Consider the following 16,957-nt stretch of genomic DNA (forward strand, 5'->3'; position numbering starts at 1 on the left):
CCCCGAACACCATGGCTCCGATTTTGAAGATGCCACCGAGGCATATGACGTCGCATGGGTGGGAGCACACCTTCCGGGTCAGCGCCGCCATCGGCCGCAGCCTGATGCAGGCGGCGGCCCGAAGGGCGTCGGGATCCAGCCGTTGCTCAATAGGCAATAGGCAATAGGCAATAGGCAGCTGTTGCATGGATCGTTGTGCGTGGCAGCCCTGCATCCCTCAGGGCCGACGCACCGGGAAAATCAACCTGCGTTGAGCTGCTGCTCCAGGTTGTGCAGTACCTGATAGCAAGCCAGCACCCGGCCCACGCTGGCGTTGGGTTCGCGGCCTTCTTGGATGGCCGCGAAGAATTCGCGGTCCTGCAGCTCGATGCCGTTCATGGAGACGTCCACCTTCGACACATCGATCTTCTCGTCCTTGCCGTTGTACAGGTCGTCATAACGCGCCAGGTAGGTCGCGGTGTCGCCGATGTAGCGGAAGTACGTGCCCAAAGGGCCGTCGTTGTTGAAGCTCAGGGAGAGCGTGCAGATGGCTCCGTTGGCGGCCTTGAGCTGGATGCTCATGTCCATGGCGATGCCCAGCGTGGGGTGGATGGGCCCCTGGATGGCGTTGGCCTGCACGATGGGGCTGTTGGCCTGGTAGGCAAACAGGTCCACGGTGTGGGCGGCGTGGTGCCACAGCAGGTGGTCCGTCCAGCTGCGCGCCTGGCCCAGCGCGTTGGTGTTGGTGCGGCGAAAGAAATAGGTCTGCACATCCATCTGCTGGATGTTGAACTCGCCCTTTTGCACCTTGTGGTGCACATATTGGTGGCTGGGGTTGAAGCGGCGGGTGTGGCCGCACATGGCGACCAGGCCCGTTTGCTTTTGCACCGCCACGACGTCTTCGGCGCCCTTGAGGCTATCGGCCAGCGGGATCTCGACCTGCACATGCTTGCCGGCCTTCAGGCAGGCGATGGTCTGCTCTGCGTGCATCTGTGTGGGCGTGCACAGGATGACGGCGTCCACCTCGGGCATTGCCAGGCTGTCGGCGAGGTCGGTGGTGACGTGGCCGATACCGTACTGGGCGGCCACTTCTTTGGTCTTCTCCAGGTCACGGCTGATCAGCGAAACGACTTCCACGCCGTCGATGTTTTTGATGCCGTCCAGGTGCTTGATGCCGAAGGCGCCAGCGCCCGCCAGGGCGACTTTGATGGTCTTGTTGCTCATGTCAGTTGTTCTCCAGAATCAGGTGGCCTACGGCCGTGTTCGACGCGGGCACATGGTAGAAGCGGTGCGCCAGCGTGGGTGGCTTACCACCGGCCACATCGGCCATCGCGCCGCGCGCGATGAGCCACATCACCAGTTCGATGCCTTCGCTGCCCGCTTCGCGCACGTAGTCGATGTGCGGGATGCTGGCGGCGGCCTCGGGGTCGTGGATGAGCTTGTCGAGGAAGGCGTTGTCGAACTCTTTGTTGATGAGCCCGGCGCGCGGGCCCTGCAGCTGGTGGCTCATGCCACCCGTGCCCCAGATGTGCACGTTGAGGTCTTCGTCGTAGCTCTCTACCGCCTTGCGGATCGCCTGGCCCAGGTTGTAGCAGCGTCGGCCGCTGGGCACGGGGTACTGCACCACGTTGACCGCAAACGGAATCACCGGGCAGGGCCACGCGCCCTTGACGGGGTCTTGCTCGCCAAACATCAGCGACAGGGGCACTGTGAGGCCGTGGTCCACAGCCATCTTGTTGACAATGGTGAGGTCGAAGTCTTGCTGGATGACCGACTGCGCGATGTGCGCGGCCAGGTCGGGGTGGCCGATGACCTTGGGCACCGGGCGCGGGCCAAAGCCTTCATCGGCCACTTCATAGTCGGCGGCGGTGCCGATGGCAAAGGTGGGGATCATGTCCAGACTGAACGCCGTGGCATGGTCGTTGTAGACCAGAAAGATCACGTCGGGCTGGTTGTCCTTGATCCATTGTTTGCCAAAGTCATAGCCCGCAAAAACGGGCTTCCAGTAGTCCTCTTGCGTCTTGCCCAGGTCCATGGCCGCGCCAATGGCTGGCACGTGCGATGTGAATACGGAGGCGGTGATTCTGGCCATCGTCAAAGTCCTTCTTTCTTGCCCGCTGCGGCTTGCTGCAGCACCTGGCCCTTGCCTTGCGGCTGGCGGTGTGCCTGGGCGTCGCCGTCTTCGCCGATCACGCGGTTGCCGTTGGCCGAGCGGCCGCCGTTGATCATCATGTTGCGGTATTCCTCTTCGGTCATGCCGGTCATGCTGCCCGCCATCTGCTGAAAGCTCTTGCCGTCGGTGGAGCCGATCTTGGCCAGAAAGTAGATGTTGCCGCCCAGGCTAATGCACCAGTTCAGGTCGCGCGCGAGCACGGCCTGCTTCTGTTCTTCGGTCATGGCCCACTCGTCGAGGTAGGCGCGTTCATCCGCTTTGAAGCGGATGCGGTTGTCGGCCTTCATGAGGCTCATGCAGAACTGGTTGAGCCAGTAGCCTTTGCGGCTTTGCTCCGCGTCGAAGATGGTTGTGCCAGGCACGTCCAGGTAGGGCTTGTCGAGTGCCATGGTCAGTTGACCTCCACTTCTTCAGGCCAGTAAAGGCGCATGGGGTTGTCCACCAGCAGTTTGTGCTGCAGCTCTGGCGTGACCGCGATGTGCGGTATGAAATCGACCAGCAGGCCGTCGTCGGGCATGTGGTCCTTGAGGTTGGGGTGCGGCCAGTCGGTGCCCCACAGCACGCGGTCGGGAAACTCTTCCACCACGCGGCGGGCGAACGGGACCACATCGGTGTAGGCATTTTGCTCGCCCTGCAAGGCCTTGGGGCCGGTCACGCTGAGGCGCTCGGGGCAGCTCACCTTGCTCCACACGTTGGGGTGCTGGCGCATGAATTTCAGGAACAGGGCGAACTCTTCGCTGTCCACGCCCTTGGCCACGTCGGGCCGGCCCATGTGGTCCACCACCACGGTGGTGGGCAGGGCGGTGAAGAAGTCCCACAGCTCGGGCAGGTCCACCGCTTCAAAGTAGATCACCACGTGCCAGCCGAGCTGATGGATGCGCGCCGCGATCTCCATCAGTTCGTCCTTGGGCGTGAAGTCCACCAGGCGCTTGACGAAGTTGAAGCGCACGCCGCGCACACCGGCGTCGTGCATGGCTTGCAGTTCATCGTCGGTGACCGAGCGCTTGACGGTGGCCACGCCGCGCGCCTTGCCATTTGCGTTGACCAGCGCATCGACCATGGCGCGGTTGTCGGCGCCGTGGCAGGTGGCCTGCACCACCACATTGCGCGCAAAGCCCAGGTGGTCGCGCAGCGCGTACAGCTGCGCCTTGCTGGCATCGCAGGGGGTGTACTTGCGCTCGGGGGCGTAGGGAAACTCGGCGCCCGGGCCAAACACGTGGCAGTGGGCGTCTACCGCACCTGCGGGCACCTGAAAGCGCGGCTGGCTGGGGCCGGTGTACCAGTCCAGCCAGCCAGGGGTTTTAGTGAATTCAGACATAGGCAACCATTTGCTATATTAAAAATAGCTGCTAGCGCTTATGGAGTAAGCGCTAGAGGCCAAAAAGACTCAAACTTTGCTCAGTCGATGTACTTGAGGCCCGCCTTCTCCAGGCCGGGGCGCATGTTGTACATGTCGAGGCCCAGCACGCCGCTGGCCAGCTTGGCGCGTTTTTCGCCTTCAAAGCTTTCGCGCTTCTGGGCGGCGGCCAGCGTCTCGGCCGCGCGGGCGGCGGGCACACACACCACGCCGTCGTCGTCGGCCACGATCACGTCACCGGGCGTGACCAGCATGCCGGCGCACACCACAGGGATGTTGACCGAGCCCAGCGTGGCCTTGATGGTGCCCTTGCTGCTGATCGCCTTGCTCCACACGGGGAAGTTCATTTCCTGCAGCGTTTTCACGTCGCGCACACCGGCGTCGATGATGAGCGCTCGGGCACCGCGCGACTGGAAGCTGGTGGCCAGCAGGTCGCCAAAGTAGCCGTCGGTGCACTCGGAGGTGACTGCCGCCACCACGATGTCGCCGGGCTGGATCTGCTCGGCCGCCACATGCATCATCCAGTTGTCGCCGGGCTGCAGCAGCACGGTGACAGCCGTGCCGCTGACCTGCTGGCCGCTGTAGATGGGGCGCATGTAGGGCTTGAGCAGGCCCACGCGGCCCATGGCTTCGTGCACGGTGGCCGAGCCGAGGGCAGCCAGGCCGTCGGCGGACGCGCGGTCGGCGCGGGTGATGTTGCGGTAGACAACGCCTAGTTCAAACATGTCAGAGCCCCTTCGCCTTCAGGCGGGTGTCGAGTCGAGAGAAAACGCGGCGCACATTGCCTTCGTAGACCTGGTGCTTGTCGTCGGCGCTCAGGATCTTAGACGCCTCGATGTAGCGCTTGGTGTCGTCGTAATAGTTGCCGGTGGTGGGATCGATGCCGCGCACCGCGCCGATCATCTCGCTGGCGAACAGCACGTTCTTCACCGGGATCACCGTGTTGAGCAAATCGATGCCGGGCTGGTGGTACACGCAGGTGTCGAAGAACACGTTGTTCATCAGGTGGTCGTCGAGCAGCGGCTTCTTCATCTCTTGCGCCAGCCCGCGGAAGCGGCCCCAGTGGTAGGGCACTGCGCCGCCGCCGTGCGGGATCAGGAACTTGAGCGTGGGGAAGTCCTTGAACAGATCGCCCTGGATGAGCTGCATAAAGGCCGTGGTGTCGGCGTTCAGATAGTGCGCGCCTGTAGTGTGAAAACACGCGTTGCAGCTGGTGCTCACGTGGATCATAGCGGGCAGGTCGTACTCCACCATCTTTTCGTAGATGGGGTACCAGTGCTTGTCGGTCAGCGGCGGGCTGGTCCAGTGGCCACCCGAGGGATCGGGGTTCAGGTTGATGCCCACGGCACCGTATTCCTTGACGCATTTTTCCAGCTCGGGGATGCAGGTGGCAGGGTCGACGCCGGGCGACTGGGGCAGCATGGCCACGGGCACGAAGTGGTCGGGAAACAGTTCGCTCACCCGGAAGCACAGCTCGTTGCAGATGGCGGCCCAGGTGCTGGATACATTGAAATCACCGATGTGGTGGGCCATGAAGCTTGCGCGCGGGCTGAACAGCGTGATGTCGCTGCCGCGCTCCTTCATCAGCTTGAGCTGGTTGGTCTCGATGGACTCGCGCAGCTCGTCGTCGCTGATGCGCAGGTCGGCAACCTTGGGCATGGCTGCCGGGTCTTTGATACCCGCGATCTGGGCATTGCGCCAGTTCTCCAGCGCCTTGGGGGCCGTGGTGTAGTGGCCGTGGCAGTCAATGATGAGGCTCATGTGTCGGTTCTCCTGGAATGTGTTGTTGTATGGGTCGCGAGTCAGACCGGTTCCATGCCCTGCTTGCGCTTGGCCTCGGCCGCTTGTGGCGATGTCAGATAGGCCAGCAGCGCGCGGGCCGCGTCTGCCTGCTGGGTGTGGGCGCTAACGCCAGCCGAGAACGTGGTCGTGATCTGAATGGCCGGTGGCAGCGGGCCTACGATGGTGATGCCCTGCACATGCAGCAACTCGCTCAGTTGCTGAAAGCCCAGCGCCACTTCGCCCTTTGCCACCAGCGAGCCCACGGGCACGCCGGGAGGGGCCTGCACCATGCGGGGGGCAATCTGGTCGGCGATGCCCCAGCGCTCGAACAACTTGGCCAGGGCCACACCGCTGGGCCCGGTGGAGACGCTGATGCTGCGCGCGGCCAGCACGGCCTGGCGCACGGCGTCTTCGGTGCTCATGTCGGGCCGCTGCGCGCCCGCAGGCACGGCCACGGCCACGCCCGAGTGCACCCAGTCCACCTTGCTGCCAGGCAGCAGGTGGCCTACAGCGAGGAGCTTGTCGATGGCGTCGGAGGCGAGGATGACCACATCAAAGGCCTCACCGGCCGCCACGCGCTTGGCAGCGTCCACACCGCCCACCGATTCGATGGCTGCACTGTGGCCCGACTGCTGCGCAAACCCGGCGACCAGATCGGCCAGCACCTGGCGCGTGGCCATGGAGGAAATACCCCGAAGGGCGAGCGTTGTCATGCGGTTTTGTCTCCTGCCTGGCTGCGGTGTGCCCAGGCGGTGCGTGCCGTTGTATACATGCCGCGATTGTGGGCAGCGGCGGCCCAAACATGAAGGCGGCACCCGCACTACCAGATATATCATTCCGTGATCGTTGACTTGGAGCTATTGCAAATAGCAGAGAGCATTCCCCATGGACCTCAAGCAGATCGAATACTTTGTGCGGGTGGCCGAGCTGGGCAGCTTCACCCGCGCCTCGGTGGTGCTGGACATTGCCCAACCGGCCCTGAGCCGCCAGGTGCGCCTGCTGGAGGTGGAGTTGCGCCAGAACCTGCTGGTGCGCAACGGACGGGGCGCTACGCCCACCGAGGCGGGCAAGCTGCTGCTGGAGCATGGGCGCGGCATCCTGCACCAGGTGGAGCGCGCCCGCGAGGAGCTGGGCCGCGTGCGCGGCGCGCTGGCGGGGCGTGTGGCCATCGGCCTGCCGCCCAGCATTGCGAAGGTGCTCACGGTGCCGCTGACCCGCGCCTTCCGCGTCCAGATGCCTGATGCGGCGCTCGCCATCAGCGAGGGGCTGTCGGTGGCCATGCGCGAGTCGCTGACCACCGGGCTGCTCGACATTGCCCTGCTCTACAACACCACGCCCGCGCCGGGCATCGAGACCACGGCGCTGCTGGAGGAAGATCTGTTTCTGGTGCAGCGCCGCAGCGCCAGCCCGGCCGAGGCAGACCCCGACGTGTTGGACAAAGTGCCACTGCCGCTGGACGAGCTGCCGCGTTTCCCCCTGGTCATTCCCACGCGGCCCAATTCGATCCGCATGCTGGTGGAGTCCGAACTGGCCGCACGCGGCAAGCGCCCGCAGATCAGCCTGGAGATCGATGGCGTGGCCGCCATCCTGGACCTGGTGGCCGATGGCGCAGGCTGCGCCGTGTTGCCCATGAACGCGGTCACCACGTCGGGCAAGCCCGAGGTGTTCAGCACCCGGCCCATCCACGGCGCCAGCAGCGATGGTGACGTGGAAGACAGCACCCGCCTGCGCAGCAAACTCTTCATGGCAGTGAGCTCGCAGCGCCCGGCCACGCTCACACAGCAGGCCATGGCGGAGTTGATACGCACCACGTTGCAGGCGCTGTACCGCGCACCATGACTGCGAATCCGTATCAGCCTTTGGCGCCTTGTATTGGAAGGCTGGCCAGCGGCCAGTTTCGAGGTCAAAGGCCGCACAACACCCCGTGCAGACCCCATCGGTCACTGCCGGGCGATCCTGGCCCGCGCGATCACATCGCTCCAGCGCCGTACATCGGCGGCCAGGTGTTCACCCAGCTGTAGGGGGGTGCTGCCCTGGGCGTTGAGGTTGAGTTCCAGCAGCCGTTTTTTCACATCGGGCTGGGCCAGCGCGGCTTGCACCTCGCGCAAGAGGCGCTCCACCACGGCGGCAGGTGTCTTGGCGGGCACAGCCAGGCCGTTCCACGACGTGACGTTGAAGGCAGCCAGTGGCCCGCCGCTTTCGCGCACCGTGGGCACATCGGGCAATTGGGCTGCACGCTGCGCGCCCAGCACCGCCAGGGGCCGCAGGGCCTTCGCGCCGATCTGCGGCATGAGGCCGCCCAGGATGTCGATCATCACATCCACCTCACCACCCCGCACGGCGGTGATGACAGGCGGCGTCCCATTGAAGGGCACCACCTGGGCGTCGATGCCCTCCGTCACCTTGAACAACTCGGCCGCCAGGTTCTGCGTGGTGCCGATCTGCGGCGTGCCGATGTTGAGTTTGCCGGGGTGGGCGCGGGCATAGGCGAGCAGCTCGGCCAGGGTGGCAAAACGCCCGCCTTCCTTCACCACCACGGCCAGATCAAACGTGGCCAGCAGCGAGACGGGCGCAAAGTCCTTGAGGGTGTCGAACGGCAGTGTGTGGAACAGCGCGGCACTCACCGCCGTGCCGCTGCTGACCAGCAGCAGCGTGTGGCCATCGGGCTCGGCACGCGCCACCAGGTCGCCCGCCACCACACCGCCCGCACTGGGCTTGTTCTCGATGACCACGCTCTGCCCCAGCGGGCCCGCAATCTTCTGGCCCACGGTGCGCGCCGTGATGTCGGCGGCGCCACCGGCGGCGTTGGGCACCACGATGCGCAGGGGGCGCGTGGGAAAGGTGGCCTGTGCCAGCGCTGGTGCAGCCCCACCGCAAGACGACATGGCCAGCCAGGCCAGGAGGCTTCTGCGGTGTAGGGCTTGCATGGCGAGAACTACCTTGCCACGCCCAGCAGACGGTCCAGCAGCTCGGGCTGTGCGCTCAATTCGGCCGCAGTGCCGGTGTGCACCACCGTGCCCCGGTCCAGCACGGCAGCCCGGTCGGAGATGGCCAGAATGGCCTGCGGGTGCTGCTCCACGATGATGGCCGACAGGCCTTCTTCGCGCGTGATGCGGCGGATGGCGCGCAGCAACTCTTCCACGATGATGGGCGCCAGGCCTTCGAGCGGCTCGTCGAGCAGCAGCAGGCGCGGGTTGAGCACCAGAGCGCGGCCCACGGCCAGCATCTGCTGCTCGCCACCCGACAGCTGCGTGCCCAGGTTGGTCTTGCGCTCGGCCAGACGTGGGAACATCTCGTACACCCGCTCTGGCGTCCAGGGCCGGGCGCTCACGCCCTTGCGGCCGGGGCGCACCACGGCCGTGAGGTTCTCGTGCACGGTCAGCGACTTGAAGATGTTGCGCTCTTGCGGCACCCAGCCGATGCCCGCCGCCGCACGCTCATGGGACGGCAGCTTGTGCAGCGCCACGCCGGCGAGACTCACCGTGCCCGCATGCTGGCGCGTGGCACCGGCCAGCGTGTTGATGAGCGTGGTCTTGCCCGTGCCATTGCGGCCCAGCAGGGCCAGCGTGTCGCCTTCGGGCAGTGCCAGCGAGACGCCTTGCAGCACCACGGCCTCGCCATAGCCCGCGCTCAATCCCTCGATACGCAAGAGTTCAGACATGGGCGTCCTCCCCATGGCCCAGGTACACGGCCTTCACCTGCGGGTCGTTCGCAATGGTGTCCGGGTCGCCCTCGGTAAGCACGGTGCCGTTGACCAACACCGTCATGCGGTTGGCGAAGCTGAAAACCAGGTCCATATCGTGTTCGATCAAAAGCACCGACACGTCGGCGGGCAGGGCTGCCACGGTCTGCAGCAGTTCCTCACGCTCCCCCGCAGGCACGCCGGCCACGGGCTCATCCAGCAGCAGCACGCGCGGCTCACAGGCCAGGGCGATGGCGATCTCCAGCAGGCGGCGCTTGCCATAGGCCAGCACACGCGTCTCTTCGGCCATCACCGAGGTCAGGTGGAACTGCTCCAGCAGTTGCTCGCAGCGTTCGGTGACGGCGCGGCGCGCGCCCAGCGGCTGCCACCATTTGCCACCCAGGCCTTGCTGCTGCGAGACGGTGAGCGCCAGCGTCTCCAGGGGCGTGAGGGTGTCAAACAGCTGGTTGATCTGGAAGGTGCGCACCATGCCGCGCTGCACACGCTGGTGCGGGGCCAGGCGGGTGATGTCCTGGCCTTCCAGGGTGATGGAGCCTTCGGTGGGCTCCAGCACGCCGGTCAGCAGGTTGATGAGCGTGGTCTTGCCCGCGCCGTTGGGTCCGATGAGCGCATGGCGTGCGCCCTTTTGCAGGTGGAGCGTGACGTTGTTGGTGGCCGTGATGCCGCCAAAACGTTTGACCAGGCCCTGGGCCGAGAGGACAGTGTTGGATGTGGACATATTCATGTCAGTGGCCTCCCGAGTTGGAGGCAGCCCCAGCCTTGCGGCCCGCGCCAAACCAGGTCCAGGGGCGGAACAGGCGGTCACGACCCACCAGCACCAGCACCACGAGGAACAGACCGATCCAGAAGGTCCAGTACTGCGGTGTGATCGACGAAATCACGTCCTGCAGCAGCTTGAAGCCCACGGCACCCAGGATGCCGCCATAGAGCCAGCCCACGCCACCGATCACCAGGATCAGCATCACGTCGGCCGAGCGGTGGAACTCGAACAGGTCGAGCGAAGCAAAGCCCGTGGTCTGCGTGAGCAAGGCGCCCGCAGCCCCGGCCAGCGCTGCGGCCAGCGTGTACACCTGCGCCAGCTTTACCGTCACCGGAATGCCGATGGCCATGGCACGCAGCCGGTTGTCGCGGATGGCCTTGAGTGTGGCGCCAAAAGGCGACTGCACGATGCGGCGCGCGATCAGGAAGAACACCAGCAGCACGGTCAGCGAGTACCAGGCGGCCGTGCGGCCGTACAGGTCAAACTCGAATTGACCGAGCACTGGGCCCAGCACCACGCCCTGCAGGCCGTCGGCGCCACCGGTCAGCCAGTCGAGCTTGTTGGCCAGCTCCAGCATGACGAGGCCCACGCCCAGCGTGACCATGAGACGGGTGAGGTCGGTGCCGCGCATGACGGTGAGCGATGCCACGGCGCCCAGCACGGTGGCCGCAGCAATGCCCACGGCCAGGCCCACCAGCGGGTCAGGCATCACGTGTTTGGCAAACAGCGCCGCTGCGTAACCGCCCAGGCCAAAGAAGGCGGCGTGGCCCAGCGAGACGATGCCGGTGTAGCCCAGGATCAAATCCAGCGATAGCGCGAACAGCGCAACGATGGCGATCTCGTTGATGATGAGCGCGTGGCTGGGCATCGCAAACGGGGCCACAAAGGCCAACAGCCAGAGCACGGGCTCCCACCAGCGGAAGCGCCGCGCCTGCAACAGGGTATTTTGCGGAGTCATCATCACTTGCCCCCTTTGCGAACAAAGAGGCCCTGGGGCCGCCAGATGAGGATCAGGATCATGAGGCTGTACACAATGAAGGCGCCCAGCTTGGGGATGTAGTACTTGCCCGCCACATCGGCAATGCCGAGCAGCAGTGCGGCCAGCAGCGGGCCGGTGATGGACGAGGTGCCGCCCACGGCCACCACGATCAAAAAGTAGATCATGAACTTGAGCGGAAAGCTCGGGTCGAGCCCCAGCACTTCAGCGCCCAGCGCACCGCCCAGCCCGGCCAGGCCCGAGCCAAACGCAAAGGTGGACAGGAACACGATGTTCACGTTGATGCCCATGCCGGCGGCCACGCGCTGGTCGTCCACCGACGCGCGCAGGCGGCTGCCGAAGCGGGTTTTGGTGAGCACATATTGCAGGCCCACGGTGAGCGCTGCACACACCGCAATGATGAACAGGCGGTAGTGCCCCATGCCCAGCATCCAGGCACCCTCTCCGATCTCTGTGCGCCCCTTGAGCCATTCGGGCAACTGCATGATTTGCTGCGTGGAGCCCACGAAGTAATCCACGCTGGCCACGGCCATGAACACCAAGCCGATAGAAAACAGCACCTGGTCCAGATGGGCCTTGTGGTACAGCGGGCGGTAGAGCGTGCGCTCCAGCACGCCACCCAGCAAGGCGGAGCCCAGAAAGGCCAGCGGCAGGCAGACGAGGAAAGGCACATTCAGGCGCTGCATGAGCAACACCGTGATGTAGCCCCCCGCCATGGCAAAGGCGCCGTGCGCCAGGTTGATGAAGTTCATCAGCCCCATGGTCACGGCCAGGCCCACCGCCAGGATGAACAGCAGCATGCCGTAGGCAACGCCGTCGAAAAGAATGGTCAGCATGAAATCACTGCATTGAAGACAAAAATGGACCACCGCCCTGAGGCTGTGGAGGTGCCCCGAAACGCCAAGGCTGTGTACTCAAGCTGCCCGCCTTGGCTTCGACAGGCCCAGCCCGAGTGGTCGGGCAGTTCGTCCAAGCAAGACCGCGACACTTCGAAACTGGCGCGTTTCAGGCGAGTGCCGCCGTGCAAGGGCCGCCCCGCCGCACGGGCGGCGTCCCCCTGTAGGGGGAAGGCGCACAGCGCCTCAGGGGGTTACTTAGATTTCCCGGGATCCTTGACATCCTTGATCATGTCAAATTCCATGTTGTAGAGCTGGCCGTTCACACGCTCCACCTTGCGCAGGTACACGTTCTGCACGATGTCGCGGGTTTGCGCGTCGATGAACACGGGGCCGCGCGGGCTTTCGAAAATCTGGCCCTTCATGGCGGTCAGCAGGGCATCGCCACCGCCCGTTCCCTTGGTGGTCTTGAGCGCTTCGTAGATCACGCGCATGCCGTCGTAGCCGCCCACAGCCATGAAGTTGGGGCGCAGGCCCTTGTTGGCCTTTTCAAACGCATCGACAAACTTCTTGTTCAGCGGCGAAGGATGCGCTGCCGAGTAGTGGTGCGAAGTGACCACGCCCAGTGCGCCGTCGCCCATGTCGTTGAGCTGGTCGTCATCGGTCACATCACCGGTGGCGATGAGCTTGATGCCGGCCTTGTCCATGCCGCGCTCCAGAAACTGCTTCATCACTGCCGCACCCGCGCCCGAGGGCACGAAAACAAACAGTGCGTCAGGCTTGGCATCACGCACCTTCTGCAGGAAGGGAGCGAAGTCGGGGTTGCGCAGCGGCACGCGCAGGGCTTCGGTGACCTGGCCGCCGTTGAAGGTCAGGCGCTGGTTGAAATACTTCTCGGCATCGATGCCCGGGCCGTAGTCACTGACCAGGGTAACCACCTTCTTGATGCCGTTCTTGGGCGCCCAGTCGGCGAGGGCCACTGACACCTGCGGCAGCGTGAAGCTGGTGCGCACCACATAAGGCGATGCCTCCGTGATGCTCGACGTGGCGGCGGCCATCACCACCAGGGGCGTTTTGGACTGCGTGGCCAGCGGGGCGGTGGCCATGGCCGAGGGCGTAATGCCCATGCCGGCCAGCACGTTGACCTTTTCGTTCACCACCAGCTCCTGGGCCAGGCGGCGTGTCACGTCGGGCAGGCTGGTGTCGTCCTTGACGATGAGCTGCACCTTCTTGCCGGCCACGGTGTCACCGTTTTGCGCCATGTAAAGACGTGCGGCGGCTTCGATCTGGCGGCCGGTGGTGGCTTGCTGGCCCGTCATGGGCAGGATCAGGCCGATCTTGAACACGTTGTCTTGCGCTGCGGCGGGCAGTGCAGCAAGGCCGGTCGTCAGGGCCAGGGCAGCAGCGGCCGAAGCACGAAGAAGGTGGCGTTTTTGCATCGTTGTCTCCTGTGGAAAGTCGTTGTATACAGAAAAATGCTGGCCGGAGTTTGGCGCGGGCTGCGTTATTTCACAAGCGGAAATTCAAGCATTCAGGTATCGCCAAATGGAATAACCCAACCGACCTGGAGAGTGCATCAGGTTCGCTCCCGGATCAGCCGCACGCCGGGCAGCCCCTGTACTGAAGACGCCTGCACCGCTGCCAGCAGGTTGCGCCGGGTAATGCGGGAATGCTCGCGCATGATGGCCTCGGCCCGTGCACCCTCGCGCCGCTCAATGGCATCGAGCGCCTGGCGGTGCTGGTCCTGCGCCACCACCAGCATGTCGCGCGCCTGGGAGGAATGGGTTTGCACCACCACAAAGGCCGAGGGCGATGCAAACGGCAAGCCCTTCACCCGGTCCAGTTCGCGCGCCACCACATCGCTGCCCACCATGCGGCTGAGCAGCAGGTGAAAGCGGGCGTTGAGTTCTACGTAGCGTGAGAAACCTTCGTCGTCCAGCGTGGGCGGGGCCAGGGCGGAATCAATCGCGTCCAGACAGGCGTGGGCCTCGGTCAGCAAAGAGGCCTCCACACCCCGCTCGGCAGCAAGGCGCGCGGCCAGCCCCTCCATGGTGCCGCGCAGCTCGATGGCATCGGCTACATCGATTTCGGAAAACGTACGTACCGCATAGCCGCCGCCGGGCAGCCGGTGCAGCAGACCCTCCTGCTCCAGCCGCATCAGCGCCGCGCGGATGGGGGTGCGCGACACCCCCAGCTTCTCGACCAGGGTCAGCTCGGCAATGCGCGCGCCACCCGGCAGCTCGCCCGCCAGGACCATCTCGCGCAGCCGCAGCTGTGCCTTGACTGCCTGCGAGGTGCCGGCTTCGGCCGCCTCGCCCAGAGAGATCATGGCCTGGGGTTCGGGGTGGTTCATGGTGGTTGGCGTGGCGGGTAGAAACGGGGCCGGAGCGGGGCTGGGCCCAGGGGCTACGGGCGTGGCCAGAATGTATACAGAAATTCACCTCACATCTACCGCCAAATTTTATGAGTCCATACAAAACAATCACTTAGAAGCTATGCCAAGCCGTGATAGCTGTTTTGTGTCTTTTTAATGTATACATTAATCGCGCTTTTTCGCACAATCAGGCCGATAAACCCACAATCTGCAGGTTGGCTGTATACCAAGCCTGCAACCATCACTTCCACCCCACGGAGCGAGACAAACATGTTTCCCAAGAACGCCTGGTACGTAGCCTGCACCCCCGACGAGATTGCGGACAAGCCCCTGGGCCGCACCGTCTGCGGCGAGAAGATCGTCTTCTACCGCCCCGCGCCCGACCAGGTCGCCGCGCTCGACGACTTCTGCCCCCACCGGGGGGCGCCACTGTCGCTGGGCAGCGTGTGCGACGGCCATCTGCAGTGTGGCTACCACGGCCTGCGGGTGGAGTGCACGGGCAAGTCGGTGTCCATGCCCGGCCAACGCGTGCAGGGTTTCCCCAAGGCGCGCAGCTTCCCCGTGGTGGAGCGCTATGGCTTCATATGGGTGTGGCCCGGCGACGCCGCGTTGGCCGACCCCGCCACCATCCATCACCTGCCCTGGGCCAACAACCCGGAGTGGGCCTACGGCGGCGGGCTGTACCACATCGCCTGCGACTACCGGCTGATGATCGACAACCTGATGGACCTGACACACGAGACCTATGTGCACTCCACCAGCATCGGACAAAAAGAGATCGACGAGGTGCCCTGCAAGACCCGCGTGGAGGGCGACGAGGTCATCACCAGCCGATTCATGGAGGGCATCGAGGCCCCGCCGTTCTGGAAAATGGCGCTGCGGATGAACGGTCTGCCCGATGACCAGGTGGTGGACCGCTGGCAGATCTGCCATTTCACGCCACCCAGCCATGTGCTGATCGAGGTGGGCGTGGCACTGGCGGGCCACGGTGGCTATGACGCCCCGGCGGACAAGAAGGCGTCGAGCATCGTGGTGGACTTCATCACCCCCGAGACCGAGACCTCCATCCACTATTTCTGGGGCATGGCGCGCAACTTCAAGCCACAAGACCCGTCGCTGACCACCCAGATCCGCGACGGCCAGGGCAAGATCTTTGCTGAAGACCAGCAGATGCTGGAGCTGCAACAGGAGAACCTCACGCGTTACCCCGACCGCAAGCTCCTCATGCTCAACATCGACGCCGGTGGTGTGCAGTCGCGCAAAATTCTGGACCGCCTCCTTGCGGCTGAGCGTGCCGCCATCAGCGCCCCCGTGGGGCAGGCCGCATGACCGCGCAGGAAACGTTGTTGGTCCGCGTCGTCCAGAAGCGGACCGAGGCCGAAGGCATTGCCAGCTTCGAGCTGGCACGGGTGGATGGCGCTGCGCTGCCACCGTTCAGTGCGGGCTCCCACATCGATGTGCACCTGCCCGGCGGGCTGACACGGCAATATTCGCTGTGCAATGCCTCGCACGAATTGCACCGCTATCGCATCGCCGTGTTGCGCGACGCCGCGTCGCGCGGTGGCTCGGTCGCCATGCACGACAGCGTGCACGAAGGCGACGTGATCACCATCAGCACACCGCGAAACCACTTTGCTTTGCACCCGGCGCCGCACACCGTGCTGCTGGCAGGTGGCATTGGTGTGACGCCGCTGCTGTGTATGGCCGACCGGCTCGCCCGCACGGGTGCCGACTTTGCGCTGCACTACTGCACGCGCTCTGCCGAGCGCACGGCGTTTGCCGCTGAGATTGCAGCGTCGCCTATCGCGCCGCACGCTCATTTCCACTTTGACGCGGGTGCACCCGAGCAGAAGCTGGACACCGCCGCCGTGCTCGCCGCCCCTGGCCCTGACAAGCGCCTGTATGTGTGTGGCCCCTCGGGCTTCATCGACCATGTGGTGTCTACCGCCAAGGCACTGGGCTGGGCGCAGGACCACATCCACCTGGAATACTTTGGCGCCCCCGTGCAGGACACTTCGGGTGACCAGGGCTTTGAGGTGCGTATTGCCAGCACCGGCAAGGTCTATCGCATCGCCCCCGATGTATCGGTGGTGGAGGCCCTGCGCAGCGAGGGCATCGACATCCTGACCTCGTGCGAGCAGGGCGTGTGTGGCACCTGCCTGACGCGCGTGCTGGAGGGTGAGGTGGACCACCGCGACATGTACCTGACGGACGAGGAAAAGGCCGCCAACGAGCAGTTCATGCCCTGCTGTTCACGTGCGCGCAGCCCTCTGCTGGTCTTGGACCTCTGACTCCCAAGATTCAGAAGTTCCCAAGACAAAAGGCGTTGCAGCGGCCCACTGCAACGCCTTTAGCGTGATTCAACTCCTAATTTGATAGCGTCTCATGCTTGCGCATCCAGCGCATCAGGCTATTTTGTTCACAAATCACTCGTCCACGGCTGCACGGATGGTGTCGCGGCCGTGCCGATCTTTCACGCGGCCTAGATCGGTGTCGAGCGCGCGGGCCAGTTTGTCCACTGCACCAATGAACGCGTTGGCCATCTTGTCGCCCTCATCGGTCACTGTGACGGGCTGGCGGCCTGTCACACGGGCTTCGATGCGGCAGCGTTTGTCATTCGCGCCTGACTTGCCGGCATCCAGGTCGCTCAAGAACACTTCCAGCCGCGTCACATGGTCCTGAAAGCGCGACAGGCGGCTTTTGGACTCGTCCGTGATCCATTGCGCGAGCGACTCGCCGCCGTGGATGTGGTCATCGGTGTGGACTTGTACTTGCATGTTGATGCTCCTTGAAGTGGTGGCCGACAGGCCGCTGTGGCCGCGCCCGTCCGCCGTGAAAACTGGTGCGAGAACCTCCATCGTCGCACCTTTTTTCACCCCGCCCGTAAGAACGTGTGCGGGGGCGGGTTTTAGCGCCGCTTCAAAGCCGTTTCATTGCATTTCAATATCCAGCATGAACGCGCAGGCCAGGCGCAGGCAGTGCGGGCGTACGACCCG

At 64.6% G+C, this 16,957-nt stretch carries 18 protein-coding genes; 3 read left to right on the top strand and 15 right to left on the bottom strand.

Annotated elements, in window-relative coordinates:
• Positions 1-240: 240 nt before the first annotated feature.
• The 7 genes from CLU85_RS01090 to CLU85_RS01120 form a co-directional block, all read right to left on the bottom strand.
• Positions 241-1,203, bottom strand: coding sequence for a Gfo/Idh/MocA family oxidoreductase (locus tag CLU85_RS01090; protein ID WP_100408670.1), 963 nt, complete (start codon positions 1,201-1,203; stop codon positions 241-243).
• Between the two features lies 1 nt (position 1,204).
• Positions 1,205-2,071 carry a class III extradiol dioxygenase subunit beta gene (locus tag CLU85_RS01095; protein ID WP_100408671.1) on the bottom strand — a complete coding sequence of 289 codons (867 nt, stop codon included), beginning with the start codon at positions 2,069-2,071 and terminating at the stop codon, positions 1,205-1,207.
• Positions 2,072-2,073: 2 nt separating this feature from the next.
• Positions 2,074-2,541 (bottom strand): protocatechuate 4,5-dioxygenase subunit alpha, encoded by a 468-nt coding sequence (gene ligA, locus CLU85_RS01100; protein ID WP_100408672.1) that lies wholly within the window; start codon positions 2,539-2,541, stop codon positions 2,074-2,076.
• Between the two features lie 2 nt (positions 2,542-2,543).
• Positions 2,544-3,470, bottom strand: a complete 927-nt coding sequence (locus CLU85_RS01105; protein ID WP_100408673.1) for an amidohydrolase family protein — start codon at positions 3,468-3,470, stop codon at positions 2,544-2,546.
• An 80-nt stretch (positions 3,471-3,550) separates the two neighbouring features.
• Positions 3,551-4,234, bottom strand: coding sequence for a 4-carboxy-4-hydroxy-2-oxoadipate aldolase/oxaloacetate decarboxylase (gene ligK / locus CLU85_RS01110; protein ID WP_100408674.1), 684 nt, complete (start codon positions 4,232-4,234; stop codon positions 3,551-3,553).
• Between the two features lies 1 nt (position 4,235).
• Positions 4,236-5,270, bottom strand: a complete 1,035-nt coding sequence (locus tag CLU85_RS01115; protein ID WP_100408675.1) for an amidohydrolase family protein — start codon at positions 5,268-5,270, stop codon at positions 4,236-4,238.
• A 41-nt stretch (positions 5,271-5,311) separates the two neighbouring features.
• Positions 5,312-6,004, bottom strand: a complete 693-nt coding sequence (locus CLU85_RS01120) for a substrate-binding domain-containing protein (protein WP_100408676.1) — start codon at positions 6,002-6,004, stop codon at positions 5,312-5,314.
• A gap of 172 nt (positions 6,005-6,176) precedes the next feature.
• On the opposite strand from CLU85_RS01120, the gene CLU85_RS01125 reads away from it, so the two are divergent.
• Positions 6,177-7,130, top strand: coding sequence for a LysR substrate-binding domain-containing protein (locus tag CLU85_RS01125; protein ID WP_100408677.1), 954 nt, complete (start codon positions 6,177-6,179; stop codon positions 7,128-7,130).
• A 101-nt stretch (positions 7,131-7,231) separates the two neighbouring features.
• Here the strand turns inward: CLU85_RS01125 and CLU85_RS01130 are convergent, their stop codons facing one another.
• From CLU85_RS01130 to CLU85_RS01160, 7 genes are all read right to left on the bottom strand, one after another.
• Positions 7,232-8,218 carry a tripartite tricarboxylate transporter substrate binding protein gene (locus CLU85_RS01130; RefSeq protein WP_100408678.1) on the bottom strand — a complete coding sequence of 329 codons (987 nt, stop codon included), beginning with the start codon at positions 8,216-8,218 and terminating at the stop codon, positions 7,232-7,234.
• A gap of 8 nt (positions 8,219-8,226) precedes the next feature.
• Positions 8,227-8,952 carry an ABC transporter ATP-binding protein gene (locus CLU85_RS01135; RefSeq protein ID WP_100408679.1) on the bottom strand — a complete coding sequence of 242 codons (726 nt, stop codon included), beginning with the start codon at positions 8,950-8,952 and terminating at the stop codon, positions 8,227-8,229.
• Positions 8,945-9,712 (bottom strand): ABC transporter ATP-binding protein, encoded by a 768-nt coding sequence (locus tag CLU85_RS01140; protein ID WP_100412308.1) that lies wholly within the window; start codon positions 9,710-9,712, stop codon positions 8,945-8,947. The genes CLU85_RS01135 and CLU85_RS01140 overlap by 8 nt, the downstream gene beginning before the upstream one ends.
• 7 nt (positions 9,713-9,719) lie before the next feature.
• Positions 9,720-10,715 (bottom strand): branched-chain amino acid ABC transporter permease, encoded by a 996-nt coding sequence (locus CLU85_RS01145; protein WP_100408680.1) that lies wholly within the window; start codon positions 10,713-10,715, stop codon positions 9,720-9,722.
• On the bottom strand, positions 10,715-11,587 hold the full coding sequence (locus CLU85_RS01150) for a branched-chain amino acid ABC transporter permease (protein WP_100408681.1): 873 nt from the start codon (positions 11,585-11,587) through the stop codon (positions 10,715-10,717). The genes CLU85_RS01145 and CLU85_RS01150 overlap by 1 nt, the downstream gene beginning before the upstream one ends.
• A gap of 254 nt (positions 11,588-11,841) precedes the next feature.
• The gene (locus CLU85_RS01155) at positions 11,842-13,026 is read right to left on the bottom strand and encodes an ABC transporter substrate-binding protein (RefSeq protein ID WP_100408682.1); all 1,185 of its coding nucleotides are present in this window, start codon (positions 13,024-13,026) and stop codon (positions 11,842-11,844) included.
• 137 nt (positions 13,027-13,163) lie between these two features.
• Positions 13,164-13,940 carry a GntR family transcriptional regulator gene (locus tag CLU85_RS01160; protein WP_198509122.1) on the bottom strand — a complete coding sequence of 259 codons (777 nt, stop codon included), beginning with the start codon at positions 13,938-13,940 and terminating at the stop codon, positions 13,164-13,166.
• 291 nt (positions 13,941-14,231) lie between these two features.
• On the opposite strand from CLU85_RS01160, the gene CLU85_RS01165 reads away from it, so the two are divergent.
• Positions 14,232-15,290, top strand: coding sequence for an aromatic ring-hydroxylating dioxygenase subunit alpha (locus tag CLU85_RS01165; RefSeq protein WP_100408683.1), 1,059 nt, complete (start codon positions 14,232-14,234; stop codon positions 15,288-15,290).
• Positions 15,287-16,252 (top strand): PDR/VanB family oxidoreductase, encoded by a 966-nt coding sequence (locus CLU85_RS01170; protein ID WP_100408684.1) that lies wholly within the window; start codon positions 15,287-15,289, stop codon positions 16,250-16,252. The genes CLU85_RS01165 and CLU85_RS01170 overlap by 4 nt, the downstream gene beginning before the upstream one ends.
• Positions 16,253-16,387: 135 nt before the next feature.
• Here the strand turns inward: CLU85_RS01170 and CLU85_RS01175 are convergent, their stop codons facing one another.
• A complete protein-coding gene (locus CLU85_RS01175; protein ID WP_100408685.1) occupies positions 16,388-16,738 on the bottom strand; it encodes an HPF/RaiA family ribosome-associated protein in 351 nt (116 codons plus the stop codon).
• Between the last annotated feature and the right edge of the window lie 219 nt (positions 16,739-16,957).

The sequence above is a fragment of the Acidovorax sp. 69 genome, assembly GCF_002797445.1.
Classification (GTDB): domain Bacteria; phylum Pseudomonadota; class Gammaproteobacteria; order Burkholderiales; family Burkholderiaceae_C; genus Acidovorax.

Coding starts and splice junctions, on each gene's coding strand:
- CLU85_RS01090 (WP_100408670.1), bottom strand. CDS start 1,203: ATGAGCAACAAGACCATCAAAGTCGCCCTGGCGGGCGCTGGCGCCTTC.
- CLU85_RS01095 (WP_100408671.1), bottom strand. CDS start 2,071: ATGGCCAGAATCACCGCCTCCGTATTCACATCGCACGTGCCAGCCATT.
- ligA (WP_100408672.1), bottom strand. CDS start 2,541: ATGGCACTCGACAAGCCCTACCTGGACGTGCCTGGCACAACCATCTTC.
- CLU85_RS01105 (WP_100408673.1), bottom strand. CDS start 3,470: ATGTCTGAATTCACTAAAACCCCTGGCTGGCTGGACTGGTACACCGGC.
- ligK (WP_100408674.1), bottom strand. CDS start 4,234: ATGTTTGAACTAGGCGTTGTCTACCGCAACATCACCCGCGCCGACCGC.
- CLU85_RS01115 (WP_100408675.1), bottom strand. CDS start 5,270: ATGAGCCTCATCATTGACTGCCACGGCCACTACACCACGGCCCCCAAG.
- CLU85_RS01120 (WP_100408676.1), bottom strand. CDS start 6,004: ATGACAACGCTCGCCCTTCGGGGTATTTCCTCCATGGCCACGCGCCAG.
- CLU85_RS01125 (WP_100408677.1), top strand. CDS start 6,177: ATGGACCTCAAGCAGATCGAATACTTTGTGCGGGTGGCCGAGCTGGGC.
- CLU85_RS01130 (WP_100408678.1), bottom strand. CDS start 8,218: ATGCAAGCCCTACACCGCAGAAGCCTCCTGGCCTGGCTGGCCATGTCG.
- CLU85_RS01135 (WP_100408679.1), bottom strand. CDS start 8,952: ATGTCTGAACTCTTGCGTATCGAGGGATTGAGCGCGGGCTATGGCGAG.
- CLU85_RS01140 (WP_100412308.1), bottom strand. CDS start 9,712: ATGTCCACATCCAACACTGTCCTCTCGGCCCAGGGCCTGGTCAAACGT.
- CLU85_RS01145 (WP_100408680.1), bottom strand. CDS start 10,715: ATGATGACTCCGCAAAATACCCTGTTGCAGGCGCGGCGCTTCCGCTGG.
- CLU85_RS01150 (WP_100408681.1), bottom strand. CDS start 11,587: ATGCTGACCATTCTTTTCGACGGCGTTGCCTACGGCATGCTGCTGTTC.
- CLU85_RS01155 (WP_100408682.1), bottom strand. CDS start 13,026: ATGCAAAAACGCCACCTTCTTCGTGCTTCGGCCGCTGCTGCCCTGGCC.
- CLU85_RS01160 (WP_198509122.1), bottom strand. CDS start 13,940: ATGAACCACCCCGAACCCCAGGCCATGATCTCTCTGGGCGAGGCGGCC.
- CLU85_RS01165 (WP_100408683.1), top strand. CDS start 14,232: ATGTTTCCCAAGAACGCCTGGTACGTAGCCTGCACCCCCGACGAGATT.
- CLU85_RS01170 (WP_100408684.1), top strand. CDS start 15,287: ATGACCGCGCAGGAAACGTTGTTGGTCCGCGTCGTCCAGAAGCGGACC.
- CLU85_RS01175 (WP_100408685.1), bottom strand. CDS start 16,738: ATGCAAGTACAAGTCCACACCGATGACCACATCCACGGCGGCGAGTCG.